Consider the following 17,175-nt stretch of genomic DNA (forward strand, 5'->3'; position numbering starts at 1 on the left):
GCGACGCGCGGCCTGCCGGGCTGCGCGGGCCACTCGATGTTCAGCGTCGGGACGGACAGCGCCCGCCCGAGCATCCCGGGGTCCCGCACCGCGTCGTAGCGCTGTTGTGCCGGGATCTGCTGATGCCGCAGGCCGAGCACGGCGTGGATCACCGAGACGATGCCGGCGGCCCACCCGGTATGGCCGACGAGGGACTTGTTGGAGGTCACCTGCCAGTGTGCCCGGTCGCCCGCCGCGGTACGGAGCATCTGCAGTTCCCGTGCGTCCCCCACTTTGGTGCCGGTCCCGTGCCCGACGACCCACTGCACGTCGCGCGGGGTGACGGCCGCGCGGCTCATCGCCCTGGTGAGCGCCCGCAGTTGTCCGGTGGGGTTGGGGGCGATGATGCCCTTGCCGCGGCCGTCGGTGGAGCCGCCCGATGCCAGGACCGTCGCGAGGATGTGGTCGCCGTCGGACACCGCCTGTGCGTGGCGTTTCAGTACGACGGCGGCGGCTCCGTCGCTGAACATCGTTCCGCACGCGGCACGGTCGTAGGCTCTGAGGTCGCCGGAGTCGGCGTACCCACCCATCTGGGAGAAGAGCACGTTGGTCCGCCGGCTCAGGACGAACGACGCCGCGCAGACGGCGAGGTCGCATTCACCGGCGAGGAGAGCTTTCCAGCCCATGTCGATGGTGTAGGAGGCGGTCGCGCAGGCGGAGTCGATGACGGAGATCTCGTTGATGCGGGGCAAGAGGTCCCCGAGCGCGTCCCGTACCTGGCGGTGGGGCAGGTAGGTGGTGCTGTCCGCCGCGGCCCGGGGGTAGCGGGAGCGCAGGGCTCGGCGCAGTGGGTCGGCCGGCGAAGGGCCCGCTCCCATCATGCGGGCGGCTCGTTCGGCCACCAGGCTCTCTTCGAGCCGCTGGCTGCCCTCGGCGGTGGCTCCCACGGACACGAGGCAGCGCGTGCCGTGTGCCGTGGCGACTCCGTCCAGGGCCTGCAGGACGGAGTGGCGCAGCCAGCGTCCGAACTCGTCCAGCTGCGGGACGCACGCGTCGTCGGTGCCCGGATGGGCGGCGAAGTCCTGGTGGATGTAGCCCATCCTGCGGTGGCGGATGCGGTCCTGTTCGCCGTCCTGGTCCGACTGGAGCGTGGCCAGGTCCCAGCGGTCGCCCGGCAGCGAGTACTGGGGCTGTTCCTGTTGGAGGACCTTCCAGAACTGCTCCGGTGAGCTGCAGCCGGGGACGACCATGCCCATCCCTACGATGGCGACCGTGTCGGTGTCGGAGGCGGTGGTCGCCTGGTCCGTGCGGCTTGTCACGGCGCGTCCAGTTCGGCGGTGTTCCAGTAGTCGCGGTGGTGGTGGATGAGGCCGTCCGGTCCGAACTCGTCGACGCATGCGCCGCGTACCAGAACGATGCCGTGCCGGTTGACTCCCGCGGGGCACGGGGAGGCGGCGCGGGTGACAGTGAGTTCCCACTCGGTGAACCCGGTGGTCTTGGATGCGGAGACGGACAGCAGGCGGGCCGTGGTCGTCTCGTAGGTGGCCATCCAGTCCCGCAGGAGAGCACGCAGCTGGTCGCGTCCGCGGCACTTGCGTTGCATCGCCACGTCCTCGAAGCTCACGTCCTCGCTGAAGAACGAGACCATCTTCTCCACGTCCTGAGCGTTGATGGCTGCCGCCCATCCCTGCATGCTCTCGTGGTACGACCTGCTGCCGGCGGTGTTGTCGCTCACCGTCTTCTCCTCCTTGCTGGTCCGTGCCGGTACCGGATCCAAGCCGGTCAGGCAGTCGTGTCGGTCCGCCACTGCAGCGGAAACCGTTTGAGTCCGTTGACGAAGTTGGACTCCATGCGGGCGGGCGGGCCCGCCATTTCCAGGCCGGGCAACCGGCTGACGGTCTGGCGGATGATGGCGCGCAGTTCCATACGGGCGATGTGGGCGCCGCTGCAGTAGTGGGGTCCGTAGCCGAAGCTGATGTGGTCGTTGGGACTGCGGGTGATGTCGAACCGGTCGGCCCGGTCGAAGGCGCGCTCGTCCCGGTTGGCGGATATCAGATAGACGCCCACTTTGTCGCCCTTGCGCATAACCTGTCCTGCCAGGACGGTGTCCCGGGCGCAGGTTCGCCGGAACATGATTCCGGGGGACCAGAAGCGCAGCATCTCCTCCACCGCGGTGTCGATGAGCTCCGGGTGCGCGCGCAGCTTCTCGTACTCCCGCGGATGGGTCAGGAGGGAGTGCAGTCCTCCCGGAGCGCTGGCACGCAGCGTCACCGTTCCGGCCAGTACGAGTCCGAAGAACATCAGCTCGAACTCTTCGCGGTTGAGGCCTCCGTCGAGGAGACAGGCCATGAGGCTTCCGGTGCGGGGCGCGTCGGCAAGGGAGTGCGCGTAGGCGAAGATGTCGGCCAGGGCCTCGCGGGCCCGGGGGTTGGCGCGAGTGCCGTCGGGGCGGGTCCTTCTGCCCTCGCGCAGCGCGAAGGACGCTCGTCCCATGTCCGTGAGCGTGTCCGGATCGACCGGTGCGCCCTCGGCGTACTCGGGGTCCTGGTACCCGATGACCCGGTCGGCCCAGTCGTAGATCAACGGCCGGTCCTGCTCGGGCATGCCGAGCACATGGGCCAGTGTCCACACCGGGAGATCGGCCACCAGGTGCGCGAAGTCCGTACGGCCGGTTTCGATCACGGAGTCGATGAGATGGGCGGCACGGCCCTCGATGGCCTCTTCGAGCTCGCGTACCGCACGCGGCGAGAAGGCTGTGGCGACGCTGCGGCGCAGCCGGGTGTGCGAGGGGGGATCCTGATTGACGATCATCGATCGCAGGAAGGCGAGGTCCTCGGCCGAATCCGGGTCCCGTAGTTGAGCTCCTCCCAGGTGGGAGGAGTACGTCTCGTGGTCCTGGAGGACCGTCTTGGTGTCGGCGTGCCGGACGACCGCCCAGTACCCGGGGCCTGCGGCCCAGTCGCCCACCGCCGGCTCGGGGACCCAGCTGACGGGCTGGGTGTCGCGCAGGTGCCGGAACAGTTCATGGGGGACATGCCGGGCGTAGGTGGCGGGCAGGAAGATGGTGCTGGAGTTCGCCATGGGTCTGTGTGGCCTCTCGACGGAGGAGCCCGGTGGCTCGGTGGGGGTCTGTGGGGGAGCAATTGCGTTTGTCGGTTGCGCCTGTCGGTCGGGCCTGCCGTACTCCCGGGTGACGTGGAATGCAGGTCAGTCGGTGTGCGGATAGTCGTAGAACCCTCGGCCGGTCTTGCGCCCGAGCCTGCCTTCGTCGACCAACTGCCTCAGGAGCGCGGGGGGTTCGTACTGGGGTTCGGCAAAGGCGGTGAACAGGGACAGCGCCGCAGACGCGACCGTGTCAAGGCCGATGTGGTCGGCCAGTTTCAGCGGCCCCACCGGGTGGGCACAACCCAGGACCATGGCGCGGTCGATGTCCTCGGCTCCGGCGAAGCCCGATTCGAGCATGCGGACGGCGGACACCAGGTAGGGGACGAGGAGCCTGTTGACGACGAATCCGCTACGGTCCCCGGCCCGGATGACCTCCTTGCCGAGGGTCTTGGTGAGGAAGAGCTCGGCCCGGTCCAGGGCGGCGCCGTCCGTGAACGGTGTGCCGATCAGTTCCACGAGGGGGGTGGACTGGGCGGGACTGAAGAAGTGGGTGCCCAGGAACCGGCCCTTGCGCGTGACGGCGTCGCAGAGCCGGCCGAGGGACAGGGACGAGGTGGTGGACGCCAGGAGTGCGGACGGGTCGGGCAGCGCGCGGTCGAGTTCCCGCAGGACCGCGTGCTTGTGCTTTTCGTCCTCGGTGATGGCCTCGACGGTGAACTGACGCGTCCGCAACCGGCCGAGGTCCGTGGTGAACGTGATGTTCTCCAGGACGCCGTCCCGTTCGGTGACGGAGAGCTTTCCCGAGGCGACGGCGCGATCGAGGGAAGCCTGGAGGCGGCGCCTGCCGCGGCGTTCGGAGTCCGTGGACGTGACAGCGACGAGGACGTCCAGGTCGCGTCGCGCACACACTTCCGCGATGCCCGCTCCCATGATCCCGCAGCCCACAACCCCGACACGGAGGACCGGGGCGGGATCGGTGTGCCTCATGGCTGTGCTCCCGTCCAGCGCAGTAGGACCGCGCTCATCGACATTCCGCTGCCGAAACCGGCGAGCAGCACCAGGTCTCCCGCCTTGATGAGTCCGGCCCGGTGGGCCGAGTCCAGTGTCAGAGGCACCGATGCCGCGCCGGTGTTGCCGTACTGCCGCACCGTGCGGTGGGTGTGCGCGTCGGCGAGGCCGGCGTGCTGAACGAGCCGGTCGAGCAGGACGCCGTTGGGCTGGTGCGGGACGAAGTGGTCGATCTGGTCGACGGACACCTCTGCGTGTTCGAGGAAACGGTCGAGGAAGGTAGGGAATTCGCGCAGCAGGAAGTTCGCTACCGTGCGCCCCTCCATACGGAGGAAGTGACCGCCTTCCCGCACCGTGTGGTGAGAGGCGGGGATGCGGCTGCCGCCGGCGTCCACCCTGATGAGGTGGGAGGCCGTGCCTTGGCTGGCCAGGGCGAAGTCCAGCAGACCGCCACCTTCGTCATCAGCCGGGCCCGTGACCGCGGCTCCGGCCCCGTCCCCCATGAGCACCGCCGTACGCCGGTCGTCGAAGTCCAGTACGCGGGAGCAGACGTCGGCGGCGACCACGAGGGTGCGGGCGCCGGGTGACCGGGCGGCCAGGCTCATCGCGAGGGCCAGGCCGTGGACGAAGCCGCTGCAGGCGACGTTGATGTCGAAGCAGGCTGCGGCCGTCGCCCCGATGCGCTGCTGTATGCGGCAGGAGGTCGGGGGCTGCGGGGAGTCAGGGGTCGACGTGGCCAGGATGAGGTAGTCGAGCCGTTCCGCGGCGAGGTGTGCCTGTGCGAGGGCCCGCCGTGCCGCGTGCAGGGCGAGGTCGGAGGTGGCCTCACCCGGTGCGGCGTAGCGCCGTTCCAGGATGCGCGTACGTTGACTGATCCACGACTTCGTCGTGCCCACCCGGGCCGCGAGGGCAGTGTTGTCCACGATGTGCTGCGGAACGTAGGATCCCGTCCCCAGGATGCTGGTGGCCATCGCCCTACACCCCCTCAGTGTGCCCGTGCGGCCCGCCGAAGGCGTCGGTGGAGCGCAGGGGGTTCAGGCGGGCGGGCCCGATCCTGTTCCGCAGAGCCTGGTCGGTCACGCCGAGCCCTTCTTGTGGCGACAGGCACAGCACTCCGATCTTTCCGGTGTGCTCGTTGCGTTGCACGAGCCGTGCCGCGTCACCCACCGCGGTGAGGGGATAGACCCGGGAGAGGACCGGGACGATGGCGCCGAGGTCGAACAGGCGCTTGCATTCGGCGTGTTCCTGGAGATTGGCGCCATGGCTGCCGATGATGCGCTTGGAGTTCATCCACAGATAGCGGTTGTCGTAGTGGTGGTCGTAACCGGTGCTGGAACCACAGGTGATGACGGTCCCGCCCCTGCGGACGGCCAGTACGGATATGCCGAATGTCTGCTTGCCGACATAGTCGAAGGCGACGTGCGGGTCCTCGCCCAGTGCCTTTCGGATCTCCCGGCCCAGCCGTTTGCCCTGTTCCTGGACGGCCGACGGGTCGCCGGCGCCCGTCAGGCCGATGGACTCCCGGTCGACGACCAGTTCGCAGCCCAGGTCCCTCGCGGGTTTCACCTTTGCCTCGGTGCCCACCACGCCGATCGGGATACCGCCGGCGCTGCGGACCAGTTGTACGGCGAACGCGCCCAGTCCGCCGGTGGCTCCCCAGATCAGGACGAGGTCCCCGAGCTTGATGCGGGCTCCCTTGCTGCCGATCAGCATGCGGTAGGCGGTGGCCGCGGTGAGCATCGTGGTGGCCGACTCCTCCCAGGTGAGGTGTCCCGGTTTGGCGAGGAGCTGGCTGGCTTTGACCACGGCGTAGTGGGCCAGTCCGCCGAAGTTCGTCTCGTAGCCCCAAGCCCGTTGCCCGTCGCTGATCATGCTGTCCGCGTGGGTCATGGGTTCGTGGTCGTCGACCTGGACGGGCGAGATGATCACGTGGTCGCCGACCGTCCACCGGCTGACACCTTCCCCGGTGCGGACCACCACCCCGGCACCGTCGGAGCCGACGACGTGGAACGGCTGGTCGTGACGACGGGTGAAGCGGTCCCGTTTGCCGTACCGCTGCAGGAAGCCGAAAGTGGGCAGCGGCTCGAACATCGCGGACCACACGGTGTTGTAGTTGATGGAGCTCGCCATCACCGCGACCAGCGCCTCATCGGGAGCCAGGTCGGGCATGGGCACCTGGTCGACGTGGAGTGTTCTGCGCACGTCCCTGTCCTGGCCCGGTCCGAACAGGTCCACGTCGTCGACGCGCAGGTGTGCTGCGGTGTAGTGACCGGGGACGTCCGTGCCGAGCAGGTCGTCGGCACACGCTCCGGCGAGGGCGGCTTCAGCGAGCTGGTCCATGGTGTTCCTCTTCTGTCTCAGCGAGCCAGATAGCCGGCGTCGACGGGATACAGGGAGCCGGTGATGAACGAGGCGGCGGGCGAAGCGAGGAAGCAGGTGAGGGCCGCCACGTCCTCGGGGCGCCCCGCGCGCTTCATGGCCTGGGCGTCGGCGAGTTGCCGCAGCAGTGCCTCGCGCTGCTCGGCGGGCAGGCCGTCCGCGACGGCGGTGTCGATGAGTCCCGGGGCGACGGCGACCACGCGTATGCCTGCTTCGGCGTACTCCAGAGCGGTGCTGCGGGTGAGGCCCAGCACGGCGTGCTTGGCCGCGCAGTAGGGGGAGGCTCCGGCGAAGCCCGATACGGCGCCCACCGAGGCCATGTTGATGATGACTCCTCCGCCGGACCCGGTCATCACCGGGATCTCGCAGCGCATCGCGTGCACGACGCCGTAGAGGTTCACATCGACGACGTGCCGGAAGGAGTCTGCTGTCAGGGCGTGCAGGGGGGCGAGTTCACCGAGCACGCCGGCGTTGTTGACGGCGATGTCCAGTCCGCCCAGTCGGTGCAGCAGGCCGCCGACCGTGTGCCAGGTCTTTGAGTGTGTGACGTCGCCCTCGACGACGTGGATGCGTCCGGGGGCGGTCTTGGCGACCGTCCGGGCGCCGTCGGTGTCGCGGTCGACAAGGACGACCGTTGCGCCCTCCTCGGTGAATTGCCGCACGCACGCGGCCCCGATGCCGGAGGACCCGCCGGTGATGAGTGCGATTTTCCCGGTGAACCTTTCCACCGTATTCTCCTTCCGTTTGGGCCGCACAGACGGTGTCCTTTGGGCCGCACAGACGGTGTCCTTTGGGCCGCACAGACGGTGTCCGCGCCGCCACCCGAGCGGACCGCCTGCGTGTCAGACATCCACTCCGCGGCGGCGCAGCAGGGTGCTGACGTCCGCCAGTGAGTCCACCTCGGAGACGTCGTCGTCCGTGAAGGCGACCTCGAACGTCTCCTGGAGAATCTCGGTGAACTCGACGATGGCCAGGGAGTCCAGTCCCAGGTCGTCGAAGCTGGCCCCCGGGGTCACGTCGGCGGGGTCGACGTCGAGCTTCCCGGTGAGGATGTCGGAGATCCGCATGTCCACGTTCGTCATGGCATGTCCTTTCGTCAGGGGGTTCGGCGCAGTGTGTTGTGTTCGCGCGGCGGTCAGGCCCGGGTTTCGGCGGGCGACGTCACGGGGGTCGCCGCGGGCCAGGTGGCGGCGACCGCGCCCCAGGTGAGCCCCGCGCCGAAGGCGGTGAGTGCGGTGCGGCCGCCGACCGGCACGCACTTGCGCTCGGCCGCGTCGGCCATGGCCAGGGGAACGGAGGCCGCCGCGGTGTTCCCCACGTCCTCGATGTTGCCCACCAGGCGTCCGGGCGACAGGCCCAAGCGTTTGCCGACGGCGTCGAGGATGCGCTGGTTGGCCTGGTGGGCGACGAGAGCCTCCAGATCGTCGACGGCCCAGCCCGCCGCGGCGACGACGCTCTTCGTGGCGGCGCTCATCCGGCGGATCGCCTGGAGGTATATCTGGCGTCCGTTCAGTGCGAGGTGATGCGCACCGGCCGCCTCGTACCGCGCGCCGTGCGGCAGGCGTGAGCCTCCCGCCGCCACCGCCGCGAAGTCCCCGCCGCTTCCGTCGCTGCCCAGGGTCGTCGCCAGGAGCGAGCCGGGCTCGCCCTCCTCCCCGGCGCGTACGACCATCGCGCCGGCCCCGTCCCCGAAAAGCACCGCTGTGCTGCGGTCCGCGGGGTCCACGATGGTCGAGTAGCAGTCGGCGCCGATCACCAGGACGCTGGCATGGGCACCGGACCGGATGTGGGACGAGGCCAGGGCCAGCGCGTAGATGAACCCGGAACAGGCCGCGTTGACGTCAAGGGCAGGGGCCTCGCCAAGTCCCAGTCGCCACGCGACCTCGGGAGCGGTGGAGGGACACTTCCGGTCGGGTGTGCTGGTGGCCAACAGCACCATATCGGCGGTGCCGACACCGGCCGATTCCAGGGCGGCGCGGCCGGCCGCAGCGGCAAGGTCGGACGTGCTGGTCCCTGCCTCGATACGGTGGCGCCGGGCTATGCCGGTCCGGGTCCGGATCCATTCGTCCGAGACATCGAGAGGCGGCGCTATTTCATCATTGCTCACGATCCTTCGGGGGAGACATACCCCCATGCCTGAAATAACGGCCACATTCACGGTCGCTTCCTCACTGTCGGAAGTTTCATCCGGCATGGCCTCGCACTGAGCCTTCCGGGCAATACTCAAAATGAATCACCCCTTTCCGTGCACGGGGAAGGGATCGGCACCACGGGAGTGTGAACGCGTTGAACCGAACCGATAAATCCGGCGGATTCACACGAGAGAGGCCGCATCGATGCGGCGGGACACCGCCAGAGCGGACGAGTGACGGCTGAGACCTCGAAGCTGTTTCCGCAGTCGGGACAGGGAATGCTGCACGCTGACCGACGCGAACTGGTCGCACCTGTCGACGACCGCTTCCGCGTAGGAGCAGGCCTGTTCGACGTGACCGATTCGCAGACAGAGGCGAGCCAGTTCCGCCTGGAGCAGGACATAGCTGCGGGAGCCCTTGTCGTCCCGCACCCGCAGGCACGACTGCAGTGAGCTGATGGCGCAGGACCGGTGCCCGAGCGCTTCGTGCATACGGGAGCGCTGCTGATGCAGCAGCGCGGACGGATTCGGGACGAGCCGGTGTCCCTGATCGGACCCGAGGACGCAGCTCTGCGCCCCGCGCATGTCCGCCGCTACCCCCGTTCGGTCCCCGTTCGCGGCACGGGCCACCGCGCGCTCTGACAGCACCAGAGCCCGCACCGGCAGAGGGACACCTGTGCCGGCCGCCTCCACGGCGCCCTCGGCGAACCGCAACCCGTGCTCAAGGTGGCGCAGTTCGAGCGCTTGGCGGGCCATGCGGCACAGGACGACCGCGTAGGCCGTGCGGTCGTCGGCGGACCTGGCCAGCGACAGCGTGATGTGGTGGTAGAGCTGCGCGACTCCCTGCCGTCGCATGTCGAGGTGCATCTCCGCGACCAGGGCTGTGAGATGTGCGGTCTCGGACCGCAGCCGGCACGCCAGTTCCGGGGGCACGGTCTCGGTGAGACACCGCACCGCGTTCTCCTCCAGGTAGGCCGTCAGGACCGGGGTGAGCCGTCCGGCACCGTAGCGCTCGACAAGGTCGGAGAACATCGACCAGACCCTCTCCAGCATCTCCGCGTCCGACTGGTTCGCAGATCGTAGGGCCGACGGTTCACGAATCCTGAGACCGTCCGGCGCGACCCCGCGGGGCCAGCGCAATGGCGACGGGTCCAGCAGGTGGTACGGAGCCCGTGCCAGACCTGCCCGGCGGGCCGGGTCCGTTTCCGTCCTGCAGAGTTCCAGAAGAAGCTCTACCGGCTCGACGACAGTGGGGACCGGCCCGTCCGGTACCGTCTCGTGCCCTTCGTCCGGCAGGAGCCCGGTGTCCGCGGCATGTATGAGGCGGCCGATCCGCCGGCTGAGAGCCTGCGCCACGAGCAGCGGCACCGGCGGCCTGGGCCGGGAACCGCGCAGCCAGTGAGCCACCGTCGTGCGGTCGTAGCTGAGGGTTGTCCCTTGCTCTCGGCCCAGTTCGTTGACGTGCCGGGCCAGCTCCGCGCAGGACCACCCGGCTTCGGCCAGGTACTGCGAAAGCTGAGTATTTGGTCGTTTCACATGCATCATCTCTCACCAGTTGCTTGCCGCGGGCCGTAGAGGCAAAGGGGCTTGTCCTTGCATCGTCGCGACGGCTCGCGGCCGTGGGGGGAAACCGTGCGGAGGCAGGTGCCGGGCGCACCGCGAGGCAGGGCGGAGCGGGCCGGAGCGAGCGCTCCCTGCATGGCGCGGCCCCGGCATCCGGGGGGTATCGCAGCCACGCCACCGTTCACGCGCTGTACGTCGTCCCCGGGCCCTGCCGACGAGCTGCGCCTTCCAGCACGACCGGGAGGGCTCGAAGTCCTCAGCGGGGGGTCCGCGCGCAGGGGGCTGATGCCGCACGGCCGGCCGCGGTCCCGGGCCTGCGGTCGGCCCGATGAGTGAGGAAGGTTCCGCCCTACCGGTACCGCTTCCGGGTTGCGAGGGCGGCGATCGCGCTGAGAGCCGTGCGCCGAATGTGCTCGCCGCCGGCGAGACGATGCCGGCTGCCGGCCTTGATGGGGTCTCCCAGGTTGGTACGGACCTGCAGTCCGACCTGACGGTCCGCCATGTCCTTGGCCGTGGCCTGGAACTGCCCGGGCAGGTTGCTCAACGCCTTGAGCCCGCTCAGCGTGAGCTGGGCGCCCTGTTCTGTGCTGAGACTGTCCAGGACGACGTCCCGCATGATGTCCGGCAGGGTGTCCCGCAGGGCGGCGGCGAATTTGAGCTTCGGGTGGATGCAGCGCAAAGAGCCCTCCAGGTTCGCTACGGACTTCCCCATCACGGAGACGAGCGGCGTGATCTGGATGCCGTGGGCGGAGGAGTGCTTCATCAACGTCATCAGCGCCACTCCGTAGTTCAGCTCCGTGAGCGACGCGTCCGCCCACCGGGGCACGACCCGTGACATGTCCCCGATGAACGCAGAGACGTTACTCCACGGAGTGGCGGTCCCGAGCTGCACCCAGTTGCGCCCCATGGCAACGCCGTCGTTCTGTGCCAGTGACAGGAAGACCCCCAGCATCGAGACGCTGGTGTCCCGGTCCATCTTGCCGAGCATGCCCCAGTCGATGAGATGGGCCTTCCCGTCCGGACTGATGATGATGTTCCCCGGATGCAGGTCCGCATGGAAAGTGCGCTCCACGAAGTAGCTGCGGAACATGTAGGAGATCATCTGGTTCGCGATCTTCTTGCGCTGTCGCCTGCTGAAGGAGTCAGGCTTGACCCGGTTGATGGGAACACCTTCGGCGAACGTCTGCACCAGCACCCTCGGCGTGGCCTCGATCACCCGGGGGACCCGAATGCGTGAGTACCCCTTCGCCACTTTCCGCGCATCCTTCATGTTCTTCGCTTCGCGCGTGAAGTCGAGCTCGTCCTCCATCACCACGAAGAGCAGCTCCAGCATGGCTTTGACGTCCACGACCTCGCTGAAACGGGGTGCGGCCCGCGCCAGGAGCCGTGCCACCGTCCGCAGCACCTTCATGTCGCCGAGCACTGCCTGGCTGCTGCCTGGACGCTGGATCTTCAGCACACACGGCCGCCCGTCGGCGGTCACCGCCTTGTACACCTGTGCCAGCGACGCGGCTCCCAAAGGTTCCTGCGTGTGCACTTCACGGAAACGCGATCGCCAATCGTCCCCCAGTTCCTCGCACAGCACCCTCTCGTAGCTGCTGAAGGGTTCGACGTTCGCCCGGTCGTTGAGTTCCTCCAGCTCGTCCATGACGTACTGGGGAACCAGATCCGGTCGTGTCGCGAGGATCTGGCCGACCTTCACATACAGCGGGCCGAGGCGCTCCAGCGTCGCGCGTAGCTCGCGGGCCCTGCGCTCCCGCCCGTCGAGGATCTCGGCGTCCGTGTCCCGCCGGCTCCGGGAACGAACCGTACGGCCGATCTCGGACGCTGCGGACCGGGACACGATCCGCAGCGTGCGCCCGGCCCGGCCCTTGCGCCCCGACGGCAGTGCGTTCACGCCTTGTGCTGGACCGCGCCGCGGTCACGCTCTTCTCGTACGGCTGTCAGCACCGCGAGCTGCTGGGTGATCTCCTGTAGCTGCCCCGCCAGTGCTTCGATGTGCCGCTCATTCCGCTTCGCGCGCTTCTTCCCTTTCCCTTTCTTACGGGAAGATTTCAAACCCTTGCGGAATGCCTTCCCTGAATCCTTGTTGAACCGGGTCGAACGTTTGATCATGTCGTCGAAAACAGACTTTCGGGCCATGATTGTCCTCTCTGGGCGCCGACAGGAGCCCATACTTCGCAGAAGTGGAGTGGCGGAAGCCGGCGGCCGGACAATTTTATTCCGGCGCAGAGGCCGCTAGGGACCTCTATTTTCCGATAGTCCGATACGGTGAAACAGAAGTCAATCAGCGTCGATGGCGAAAAGGCGCCGAAATGGGCCGGGGGAGTGGAGGTGAAACCGTGCGCTCGTTCACCTCGGACCCGCACGGAGAGTCCCGCTGAACCGGGTAATCGTCATTTTTCACAGTGGCCCCACGCATTCGAGCGCCTGCACGAATCATGTTCCGCTGTTTTCAAGCCGTTGCTCTTCCTGGAAATATGCGACCGAGCAGAAAAGACGGGATCATGCAACGGATCGAACGGCTCCGGCGTGCGCTGGGGGCGCAGATGTGAATGGAACTGGGTGAGCCACCTGTTCACCCATTCGTCCGGTCGAGATCCAAAAGGCCAGTCGCGGGAAAAGCCTTGGACGCTTCGGCCGGACTGCTGCGCCCGGCCGGCCCGCCGTGCCCGACCGTCGTTGGCCGGTCGCGCTCGGCGAGAGTTCCGTCATGAGTTCCGTCGTGAGGTCCGTCGAGCAGGACGTAGTCGGGACCGGTCTCGCGCAGCGCCTTGAGCGGGCCCGCCACGCGCTGTGCCCGCAGGTAGATCACCGCGTTCGTGCAGGCATCCGCGATGCCCGCCGAGATTCAGCTGTAGCAGCTTGTACAGCTTGCTACACTGCTCGTATGGCGAAGAAGCAGATCAACGTGCGCGTCGACGAATCCGTATACGCGGGCATCGAGGAACGCGCGGCCGCAGTCGGCATGGAAATCAACGAGTACGCCCGTCAGCTCCTTGCCGACGAGGCCAACGACCTGCGCCACCGGTTTCTGACCGCCGCCGACCATTTCGCCGGCGAGTGGGCCGACCACTTCGACGACCGGTTCGGCACCGACGCCCAGGGAGCCGCCCCCGCGCACAGGAACGGCCAGGCCGCGTGATCGTCCACATCGACCGGGCCTGGCTCCTCGATCTCGCTCACCGAGCCCTGCCCGACGATCCGGAGGTCACCGACTTCGGCAGCCTCCAGGCCGCCGTCGCCCGGCACGCCGACAAGGTCATGGACGTCTACGTCTATGCCGAACCGCACCACCGGGCTGCGGCCCTCATGCATCAACTGGTGCGTGTGCCCGCCCTGGAGGCGCGTAACAAGCTGTTCGCCGCCGTGGTCGCCGCCTCCTATCTCAGCGCTTCGGGTCTGTTCGTCACCGTCAGCGCCAAGGCAGCCGCCGACCTCGCCGAACGCATTGACCGCGATGCCCTCGACGTACGCAGCGCTGCCGCGGAGATCCGTGCCTGGACGCGCAAGTGAGCATGGCGTAGGACGGGCCTGCGTACACCGACAGGTTCCGTTGCAGGCGTCTCCGCCTGGCGGCCCCTGCGGGCCGCGCTCCTGACTCCGATAACGCTCAGGTAGCGGAACGAACTCATACCGGCGACTGGAAGTTACGGACATCCTCGTCGGGACACCTGGGACAGATGAGTGAAAAGAGAGCGGATCTGACGGGCCCGGCCGTGTCCAACACGCACATGACGGTTTGCGAGACCGAGACGACCACGGACACGTCCCGGACGGCCCTGCGGCAACCACGTCTGGCGCCCGTCGTCGAGCGCTCCCTCGACCGCGTGCGGGCAGTGATGCTGCCGGCCGCCGTGCTGACCACAGCGACCGCGCTCATTCTGCAGGCCCTGGTCTGAGGTCGGCTTCCAGCGACCACAGAGCCCGCTGGGCCCGTGCATCCAGGCCATCAGGTCTTACGGGCGAGTCCTGCGGCAATGAGGTGTTCCCAGACGGTGAGCTCTCGTTCGCCGTTCTCGCTGAACTGGTTCTCGGTGACTTCCGGACGCCAATGGGAAGCCGGAACAATGCCTGGGGGGAGGAGTTCGAGGCCATCCAGAAGGTGCTGGATCTCTTCGTCCGTGCGCCATCGGCCACGACCGAAGGTTTTCTGGAGCACGCGTTCGGCCTCGGTGGTCTGCGGGTTGTCGCCGGAGCGGAAATGGCTGATGAAGAAGTGGCTTCCGGCAGACACGCGCTCCTGCCAGTAGCGGACGATCCCGGCGGGGTCCTCGTCGTCGTTGACGTGATGCAGGATGGCGCTGAACATGACCGCGACCGGACGGTCGAAGTCGATCAGTTCGCGGGTGTCCGGATGGTCATGGATGACCTCGGGAGTGCGGATGTCGGCAGCGACGACGCGGGTGCGCTCGTCGGCCTCCAGCAACGCACGTCCATGGACGAGTACCTGAGGATCGTGATCGACGTACACGACGCGGGACGACGGGGCATACCGCTGTGCCACCTGATGGACGTTGTCGGCAGTCGGCAGACCGCTGCCGAGATCGATGAACTGCCGTATGTCGGTGTTTCTTGCGATGTCCGCGACCGCTCGGGTCAGCGCCGCGCGATTGGCGAAGGCGATCGCCACTGAGCCCGGAAGGTCGCGCTTGAACACGTCGCCGACCTTCCGGTCCACGGCGTAATTGTCCTTGCCCCCCAGCAGGTAGTCGTAGACGCGGGCGATGCTGGGTTTGGTGGCGTCGATGGAGGTGCCTTCGTCGGTCATGGCGTCCATCCTCCACCCCGGGAGAACCCCTTGACCAGAACTACGCGATCATCGAACAGATGCCGCACGGGGTGCACTTGACGGAGTGAGCGACGAAGAGTCGCTCGCGTCGCCACGTCCTCGGGCCGCCGCCATGACGGCGGCCCGAGGTCACCGACGGTGTCTTCCCTGAGGGTCGGGAGAGACCCCGTCATGAGCTGTCATCGATTCAGCCTTCGTTCCGTGACGGTTCCCTCAGGTGCGGGTCCAGCGCTGGTTGCTGCCGTTCGAGCAGGTGTAGAGCTGGACCAGCGTGCCGTTGGCGGTGCCGTTCCCGGCGGCGTCGAGGCAGAGGCCGGACTGGACGCCGACGATGGATCCGTCGGAGTTGAGACGCCATTTCTGGTTGTCACCGCCCCAGCAGCTGTAGATCTGCACCTTGGAGCCGGTGCCGGTGCCGGCGGCGTCCAGACACCTGTTGTCGTAGCTTCTGATCTCGCCGGCGTCGGTGTATGTCCACTGCTGGTTGGTGCCGCTGTGGCAGTCCCACAGCTGGAGCTGGGTGCCGTCCGCGGCGCCGCTTCCGGGCACGTCCAGGCAGCGGCCCGAACCGGTGCCCTTGATCTGCCCGGAGTCCGCCGGGGGAGTGGTGGAGCCGCCGTTGAGCGCGTTGAGGACGGCGGTGTACGCGGCCTTCTTGCTGCCGTCACCGTTGAACAGCAGCGGCGTCTGCTCCGAGCGCCATGAGTCGCTGTCGCGTACGCCCCAGACGGTGATCCCGAGGCAGCGCGGGACGGCCAGGCAGTCGTTGGTCACGTTGGCGTAGGTCGAAGCCGGCGCACCCTGGATGTCGAGTTCGGTGATGGCCACGTCGACGCCGAGGGCGGCGAAGTTCTGCAGGGTGGTGCGGAAGTTGCTGTTGTAGGGGCTGCCGCTGTTGAAGTGCGACTGGAAACCGACGCAGTCGATCGGTACGCCCCGTTGCTTGAAGTCCCGGACCATGTTGTACATGGCCTGGGTCTTGGCCCAGGTCCAGTCCTCGACGTTGTAGTCGTTGTAGCAGAGCTTGGCGGCCGGGTCGGCGGCCCGCGCGGTGCGGAAGGCGACCTCGATCCAGTCGTTGCCGGTGCGTTGCAGGTTGGAGTCCCGCCGGGCTCCCGAACTGCCGTCGGCGAAAGCCTCGTTCACGACGTCCCACTGGGCGATCTTGCCCTTGTAGTGGGCCATCACGCCGTTGATGTGGTCGATCATGGCCTGACGCAGCGTGCTGCCGCTGAGGCTCTGCATCCAGCCGGGCTGCTGGGAGTACCAGGCCAGGGTGTGGCCGCGCACCTGTTTGCCGTTCTGCACCGCCCAGTTGTAGACGCGATCGGCGGAGGTGAAATTGAACTGACCGCGCTGAGGCTCGGTGGCGTCGATCTTCATCTCGTTCTCGGCCGTCACCGAGTTGAACTCACGGCCCGCGATCGACGTGTACGTCGAGTCGCCCAGCTTGCCCGAGGCGATGGCGGTGCCGAAGTAGCGACCGCTCTGCGCTGCCGCAGCGCCGAGCGTGCTCTCGGCGGCGTGTGCGGTCGGTGACGCGACCAGTGTGGTGGCCGCACCGAGGACACCGAGGACGAACGCCAGCAGCAGGTTGCGGATCCTTCGGCGGGCAGCGGGTCTCAAGAGGGCGTGTGGGCCCATGGTTGTGCCTCCAAGGTAGAAGACGCGGACGTACCGAAGCGCGGTGGAACGACATGGGCCGCTCTCGTCCGGCGGACGGACGGGTGGGGCGCTGTCATGGCTGCCCAGGACAGCCCTGACGGACCGGACAGCCCGGAAACAGCCCGGACGGCCGGGGTGGCAGGGACAGCACGGGCGGCACGGACTCGGTGGATACCGCGGTCGTGGGACGAGGTGATGCCCGGGTTGACCGCGGGGGCACTCCGACGAGTTCGTACTGGAGATTCCCGTGCGGCGTCACATGTCTCTGCCGTGCAGTAGGGGGTGCTCAACATCAACGCGGCCCGAGATGCTGAGCTGTGGTGTGGTCGCTTTCTCAGTCAGGAATCATTGAGGCCTTGGTGATGTACCGTCAAGGCTCGTCACACAAAAAGTTTCTGCTTTTGGTTCGAAAGTTTCGGGATCGGTGAGTCGGGTGCTGAATCCTTGGGTCCGCCGCCGCGGACGCCGGTCCGGCGATCCATCGGCTCGGTCCGGCTTGATTCTTCATGGCGAGGTCGGGCCAGGAGCGTGCCGGTCGCTTCCGTGTCTGGAT

16 protein-coding genes and 1 pseudogene are annotated in these 17,175 nt (G+C 67.8%); 3 read left to right on the plus strand and 14 right to left on the minus strand.

Translation table 11 applies throughout. The features are described from left to right. Positions 1–113: 113 nt before the first annotated feature. The 12 genes and pseudogenes from K3769_RS41255 to K3769_RS40040 form a co-directional block, all read right to left on the minus strand. Positions 114–1,376 (minus strand): annotated as a pseudogene (locus K3769_RS41255) (beta-ketoacyl [acyl carrier protein] synthase domain-containing protein); the annotation flags it as partial. Then, positions 1,295–1,714: a nuclear transport factor 2 family protein gene (locus K3769_RS39990; RefSeq protein WP_267031108.1), complete on the minus strand. Its 420-nt coding sequence runs from the start codon at positions 1,712–1,714 to the stop codon at positions 1,295–1,297. The gene K3769_RS39990 and the pseudogene K3769_RS41255, both read right to left, overlap by 82 nt. Positions 1,715–1,761: 47 nt before the next feature. After that, on the minus strand, positions 1,762–3,060 hold the full coding sequence (locus tag K3769_RS39995) for a cytochrome P450 (RefSeq protein ID WP_267031109.1): 1,299 nt from the start codon (positions 3,058–3,060) through the stop codon (positions 1,762–1,764). Between the two features lie 126 nt (positions 3,061–3,186). Then, positions 3,187–4,071 carry a 3-hydroxybutyryl-CoA dehydrogenase gene (locus K3769_RS40000; RefSeq protein ID WP_267031110.1) on the minus strand — a complete coding sequence of 295 codons (885 nt, stop codon included), beginning with the start codon at positions 4,069–4,071 and terminating at the stop codon, positions 3,187–3,189. Continuing rightward, positions 4,068–5,063: a 3-oxoacyl-ACP synthase III family protein gene (locus tag K3769_RS40005; protein ID WP_267031111.1), complete on the minus strand. Its 996-nt coding sequence runs from the start codon at positions 5,061–5,063 to the stop codon at positions 4,068–4,070. Before K3769_RS40005 ends, K3769_RS40000 begins: the two co-directional genes overlap by 4 nt. 4 nt (positions 5,064–5,067) lie before the next feature. Next, positions 5,068–6,432, minus strand: a complete 1,365-nt coding sequence (gene ccrA, locus K3769_RS40010; protein WP_267031112.1) for a crotonyl-CoA carboxylase/reductase — start codon at positions 6,430–6,432, stop codon at positions 5,068–5,070. A gap of 17 nt (positions 6,433–6,449) precedes the next feature. Beyond that, complete coding sequence (locus K3769_RS40015) at positions 6,450–7,199, minus strand: SDR family NAD(P)-dependent oxidoreductase (RefSeq protein WP_267031113.1); 750 nt, start codon at positions 7,197–7,199, stop codon at positions 6,450–6,452. A gap of 114 nt (positions 7,200–7,313) precedes the next feature. After that, a complete protein-coding gene (locus K3769_RS40020) occupies positions 7,314–7,553 on the minus strand; it encodes an acyl carrier protein (protein WP_267031114.1) in 240 nt (79 codons plus the stop codon). A gap of 53 nt (positions 7,554–7,606) precedes the next feature. Then, a complete protein-coding gene (locus K3769_RS40025; RefSeq protein WP_372515130.1) occupies positions 7,607–8,578 on the minus strand; it encodes a beta-ketoacyl-ACP synthase 3 in 972 nt (323 codons plus the stop codon). 207 nt (positions 8,579–8,785) lie between these two features. Further along, complete coding sequence (locus tag K3769_RS40030) at positions 8,786–10,138, minus strand: NsdA family TPR-like regulatory protein (RefSeq protein WP_267031116.1); 1,353 nt, start codon at positions 10,136–10,138, stop codon at positions 8,786–8,788. 376 nt (positions 10,139–10,514) lie between these two features. Next, positions 10,515–12,062, minus strand: coding sequence for an ABC1 kinase family protein (locus K3769_RS40035; RefSeq protein ID WP_267031117.1), 1,548 nt, complete (start codon positions 12,060–12,062; stop codon positions 10,515–10,517). Further along, positions 12,059–12,307, minus strand: a complete 249-nt coding sequence (locus K3769_RS40040; RefSeq protein WP_267031118.1) for a hypothetical protein — start codon at positions 12,305–12,307, stop codon at positions 12,059–12,061. The genes K3769_RS40035 and K3769_RS40040 overlap by 4 nt, the downstream gene beginning before the upstream one ends. Before the next feature lie 748 nt (positions 12,308–13,055). On the opposite strand from K3769_RS40040, the gene K3769_RS40045 reads away from it, so the two are divergent. The 3 genes from K3769_RS40045 to K3769_RS40055 all read left to right on the plus strand — a co-directional run bounded on the left by K3769_RS40045 (position 13,056) and on the right by K3769_RS40055 (position 14,067). After that, positions 13,056–13,310, plus strand: coding sequence for a plasmid mobilization protein (locus K3769_RS40045; RefSeq protein ID WP_267031119.1), 255 nt, complete (start codon positions 13,056–13,058; stop codon positions 13,308–13,310). Continuing rightward, positions 13,307–13,681, plus strand: coding sequence for a fic family toxin-antitoxin system, toxin component (locus K3769_RS40050; protein WP_267031120.1), 375 nt, complete (start codon positions 13,307–13,309; stop codon positions 13,679–13,681). The genes K3769_RS40045 and K3769_RS40050 overlap by 4 nt, the downstream gene beginning before the upstream one ends. 167 nt (positions 13,682–13,848) lie before the next feature. After that, complete coding sequence (locus K3769_RS40055) at positions 13,849–14,067, plus strand: hypothetical protein (protein WP_267031121.1); 219 nt, start codon at positions 13,849–13,851, stop codon at positions 14,065–14,067. A gap of 50 nt (positions 14,068–14,117) precedes the next feature. On the opposite strand, the gene K3769_RS40060 is transcribed toward K3769_RS40055, so the two are convergent. Both K3769_RS40060 and K3769_RS40065 read right to left on the minus strand, forming a co-directional pair. Beyond that, entirely contained in the window at positions 14,118–14,936 is an 819-nt protein-coding gene (locus tag K3769_RS40060) for an SAM-dependent methyltransferase (RefSeq protein WP_267031122.1), read from the minus strand. Positions 14,937–15,170: 234 nt separating this feature from the next. Further along, on the minus strand, positions 15,171–16,601 hold the full coding sequence (locus K3769_RS40065) for an endo-1,4-beta-xylanase (RefSeq protein ID WP_267031123.1): 1,431 nt from the start codon (positions 16,599–16,601) through the stop codon (positions 15,171–15,173). Between the last annotated feature and the right edge of the window lie 574 nt (positions 16,602–17,175).

The sequence above is a fragment of the Streptomyces ortus genome (genome assembly GCF_026341275.1).
GTDB lineage: Bacteria > Actinomycetota > Actinomycetes > Streptomycetales > Streptomycetaceae > Streptomyces > Streptomyces ortus.